We start from the raw sequence: 3573 nt of genomic DNA, 5'->3' as shown, positions 1-3573 counted from the left end.
CACGATGCGCAGGCTGTCGATCGCCGCCTGCATCGAATCGGTCAGGTCGAGATCCTCGCGGATCGCCCGCAGGAACAGCTCCTGCTCGCGGTCGCACAGCTCCTGGTGGCCGGGTTCGTCCGCCATGGTGATCCAGCGGTCTTTCTCGACGAAATGATTGTCGCCGTCGATCGCCGAGGAATGGATCTTCAGCGCGTTGGTCTTGGTGTGGCGATCGATGTCGGCGGAATCGGAGATCGCGTCGGTCTTGGCCTCGCCCTGTCCCTCCTGTGGCATGACGATCGAGACGCAGCCCTTCGGCCCGACCACATCCTTCACGAAATAGGCGACCTCGCTCATCATCGGGCCCCAGCCAGCCTCGTACCAGCCGACCGAGCCATCGTCGAACACGACGTGGAGATGGCCGTAATTGTGGATCTCGACCGCGTCGGACAGGCGGGCGCCGATGCCGTGCACCCGCACCGGCCGGGCCCCGGTCATCTGGCACATCACGTCGACATAATGGACGCCGCAATCGACGATCGGCGACAGCGACTGCAGCAGGTTCTGGTGCCAGGTCCAGGACGGGCCCGAGCTCTGCTGGTTCAAATTCATCCGCATCACCAGCGGCTTGCCCAGGGTCTTCGCCACCTCGATGAACTTCACCCAGGACGGGTGGACGCGCAGGATGTAGCCGATCACCAGCTTGCGGTTGGTTTCCTTGGCCCGGGCGACGATGCGTTCGGCATCCTCGACCGTGGTCGCGATCGGCTTTTCCATGAAGACATGGGCGCCGGCATCCAGCGCCTTCAGCGCGAACTCGGCATGGGTGTCGGAATAGGTGTTGATCGACACCGCATCCGGCCGGGTCGCCGCCAGCGCCTCATCGTAATCGGCGTAGCGGGGATAGCCCGCCAGCTCCGCCGGCAGCTCGGTCTTGTGGATCGAGCGGGCGACGAGGCCGGCGATCTGGAAGCCGTCCAGCCGGTGATAGGCCAGGGCATGCGACAGCCCCATATGGCCGACCCCGACGACGAGGACGCGCACCGGATCGGTCATGGGGAAACTCCTGGTCGTGGGTCGTGGGGCCGGGACGCATGGAAGCGGCCGGCGCGATCCGAATGTCGGTCAGCCGCCCCGCCGATGGCAAGGGGATTGGCACCGCTTACGTCCGACATTGCGGGTATTCGCAGGACAGCCCATCTGCAACGGGTCGGACTTCGCAAAGGATCCCGCGCCATGCCCCCATCGTCCCTGACGATCACCCTGATCGGCGGCCCGACCGCCCTTGTCGAGATCGGCGGCCTGCGCCTGCTGACCGACCCGACCTTCGACCCGCCCGGCCTGTACCGGGAGGTGCCGGTGCGGTTCGAGAAGACCTCCGGCCCGGCCCTGTCGGTCGAGGAGATCGGCCGGCTCGACGCGGTGCTGCTGAGCCACGACCATCATCTCGACAATCTCGATGGCGGCGGGCGCGCCATGCTGCCGAGCGTCGGCACGACCTATACCACCCAGGCCGGGGCGGGCCGGCTGGGCGGCAACGCGCTGGGCCTTGCGCCCTTTGAAACGCAGGTCATCGAGGGGAAGGATTCGGAACGTCTGTTCGTCACCGCCGCCCCGGCGAGGCACGGCCCGGTCGGCATCGAGCCGATCTCCGGCGATGTCGTCGGCTTCCTGCTGGGTGTCGACCAGCCCGGCGATGCGATCTACATCACCGGCGACACCGTCTGGTACGAGGGGATGGCCGAGGTGGCGCGCCGCTTCTCGCCGAAGGTGGTGATGCTGTTCACCGGCGCCGCGGAGCCGCGCGGCCGGTTCCGCATGACCATGGGCAGCAATGATGCGCTGGAGGCGGCCGCCTCCTTCCCGCAGGCCGCCATCGTCGCCATCCACAACGAGGGCTGGTTCCATTTCAAGGAAAGCGCGGCCGACCTTCCCGCGTCCTTCGCCACGCTCGGCGTCGCGTCCCGGCTGACCGCCCTGGAACGGGGTCAGCCGGTGCGATTCCCGCTGTAGGGCCGGCTTCAGCCCCGGTTCAGGGTGCCGGCGTGGTGGCGGATGTGGTCGGCGATGAAGCTGGAGATGAAGTAGTAGCCGTGGTCGTAGCCGGCATGGCGGCGCAGGGTCAGGGGTTGGCCCCCGGCCTTGCAGGCGGCTTCGAACAGATGGGGATGCAGCTCGCGCGCCAGGAACTGGTCGGCCTCGCCCTGGTCGATCAGCAGCTCCGGGCAGCGGGCCCCCTGCTCCACCAGCGCCGTCGCATCCCATTCCGCCCAGGCGGCCTGGTCCGGGCCGAGATAGTTGCCGAACGCCTTCTGCCCCCAGGGGCATTGCGACGGCGCCGCGATCGGCGCGAAGGCCGACACCGACCGGTACAGGCCGGGATTGCGCAGCGCCGCCACCAGCGCCCCGTGCCCGCCCATGGAGTGGCCGAAGATGCCCATCGCCGAACGCTGCGCCGGGAAGTGCCGGCCGATCAGCTCCGGCAGTTCGCGGGTCACATAGGCGTGCATCCGGTAACCGTCGCGCCACGGCGCCGCCGTCGCGTCGAGATAGAAGCCGGCGCCCAGGCCGAAATCCCAGGATGCATCGTCGCCCGGGTGTCGCCGGTCGCGCGGGCTGGTGTCCGGCGCCACCAGCATCAGCCCGAATTCGGCCGCATGGCCCAGGGCCCCGGCCTTGGTCATGAAGGTCTCGTCCGTGCAGGTCAGCCCCGCCAGGTAGACCAGCACCGGCACCGGGCGTTCGGCCGCCTGCGGCGGCACGAACACCGAGAACTGCATCTCGCCGCCGATCTCGGACGAGGCGTGGCTGTAGAAGCCGACCTCGCCCTCGAAGGCCCGGTGCTTGCTGCGAAGGACCGGCGCGGTCATCAGAATTCGACCACGGTGCGGATCGACGTGCCCGCATGCATCAGGTCGAAGCCTTCGTTAATGCGCTCGAGCGGCAGCTTGTGGGTGATCATCGGGTCGATCTCGATCTTGCCCGACATGTACCAGTCGACGATCTTCGGCACGTCGGTCCGGCCCCGCGCGCCGCCGAAGGCCGATCCCTTCCACACCCGCCCGGTCACCAGCTGGAACGGACGGGTCGAGATCTCCTGCCCCGCGCCGGCCACGCCGATCACGATGCTCTGGCCCCAGCCACGGTGGGAGGCTTCCAGCGCCGCCCGCATCACCTTGGTGTTGCCGGTGCAGTCGAAGGTGTAGTCCGCGCCGCCGATCTGGTCCGCACCGCGCTTGGTCAGGTTCACCAGATACGGCACCAGATCGCCCTCGACCTCGCTCGGGTTCACGAAATGGGTCATGCCGAAGCGCTCGCCCCATTCCTTCTTCGAATTGTTGAGGTCGACGCCGATGATCATGTCCGCCCCGGCCAGCCGCAGGCCCTGGATCACGTTCAGCCCGATGCCGCCGAGCCCGAACACGATCGCGGTCGCGCCTTCCTCGACCTTCGCCGTATTGATCACAGCACCGATGCCGGTGGTCACGCCGCAGCCGATGTAGCAGATCTTGTCGAAGGGCGCGTCCGGGTTGACCTTCGCCAGCGCGATCTCCGGCAGCACGGTGAAGTTCGAGAAGGTCGAACAGCCCA

The 3573-nt window shown here is 67.8% G+C and carries 4 protein-coding genes; 1 reads left to right on the top strand and 3 read right to left on the bottom strand.

The window, feature by feature from the left end:
* Window positions 1-1038: Gfo/Idh/MocA family protein (locus AC3XYG_RS08045; protein WP_489139294.1), on the bottom strand; the 1038-nt coding region annotated here is incomplete at its 3' end.
* A 180-nt stretch (window positions 1039-1218) separates the two neighbouring features.
* Between AC3XYG_RS08045 and AC3XYG_RS08040 the strand changes: the two genes are divergently transcribed.
* Entirely contained in the window at window positions 1219-1995 is a 777-nt protein-coding gene (locus AC3XYG_RS08040; protein WP_489139293.1) for an MBL fold metallo-hydrolase, read from the top strand.
* A gap of 8 nt (window positions 1996-2003) precedes the next feature.
* Here the strand turns inward: AC3XYG_RS08040 and fghA are convergent, their stop codons facing one another.
* Complete coding sequence (fghA, locus tag AC3XYG_RS08035) at window positions 2004-2852, bottom strand: S-formylglutathione hydrolase (protein ID WP_489139292.1); 849 nt, start codon at window positions 2850-2852, stop codon at window positions 2004-2006.
* The coding region (locus AC3XYG_RS08030; RefSeq protein ID WP_489139291.1) for a zinc-binding dehydrogenase at window positions 2852-3573 on the bottom strand (722 nt) is incomplete at its 5' end. The genes fghA and AC3XYG_RS08030, both read right to left, overlap by 1 nt.

It is taken from the genome of Inquilinus sp. (assembly GCF_057815775.1).
Note: the sequence above shows the minus strand (reverse complement) of the source record. Positions and strands in the feature narration are given on the sequence as shown.